This is a genomic window from Helicobacter sp. TUL, assembly GCF_002287135.1.
In the GTDB taxonomy this organism is placed as follows: domain Bacteria; phylum Campylobacterota; class Campylobacteria; order Campylobacterales; family Helicobacteraceae; genus Helicobacter_F.
The window spans coordinates 1-552 of the sequence record NZ_NESU01000042.1 but is presented as its reverse complement, the minus strand read 5'-3'; the positions used below and the strand labels follow the sequence as shown (position 1 = coordinate 552).

At 35.0% G+C, this 552-nt stretch carries 2 pseudogenes; both read right to left on the bottom strand.

Annotation, left to right across the window (positions count from 1 at the left end):
- A pseudogene (locus tag B9T66_RS08730) lies at positions 1–247 on the bottom strand (hypothetical protein); the annotation flags it as partial.
- Positions 248–309: 62 nt separating this feature from the next.
- Positions 310–552, bottom strand: a pseudogene (locus B9T66_RS09005) (hypothetical protein); the annotation flags it as partial.

The window sequence follows — 552 nt, the reverse complement described above, 5'->3', positions numbered from 1 at the left end:
CATAATCTCCCATTTTTGCAAATGCCATAGCGGAGTTTAATGACGCATTAGCATTTTGCATCATGGCAGTAAAATCATCATAGGGCATACTTGCAGTATTTTGAGAATCTGTGTTGATAGGATCTGTATTTTGGACTACATTATTAGAAGGGGAAGATTCCTGCTTGATAGTCGCATCTGTAGAGTTTTCTGGCTCTGCATACGCGATACCAAACACACATATAATACATATAATCATTTTTTTCATAGCCCACTCCTTTGCATAATATCCCACGTAAAAAGCAAAAAAAATACCAAACTTAGCCGAGGCTACTCCTCATCATAAGTTATGTAATTATACATACATTCTACACACCACACAATAAATACAAAAGCATACAATGTGTAACGCACAGAAAAATATTGATCAGAACTTGCAAGAATGTTTGAACAAAACGCTACAAGCACCACACCAAAAATTAAAATAGCAAGATTACTATATCCATAGAAGTTTAGTGTGTGTTTTTGACGCACCAATACAACAAAAAAGAGTATGATACCTGCTGCAAATAA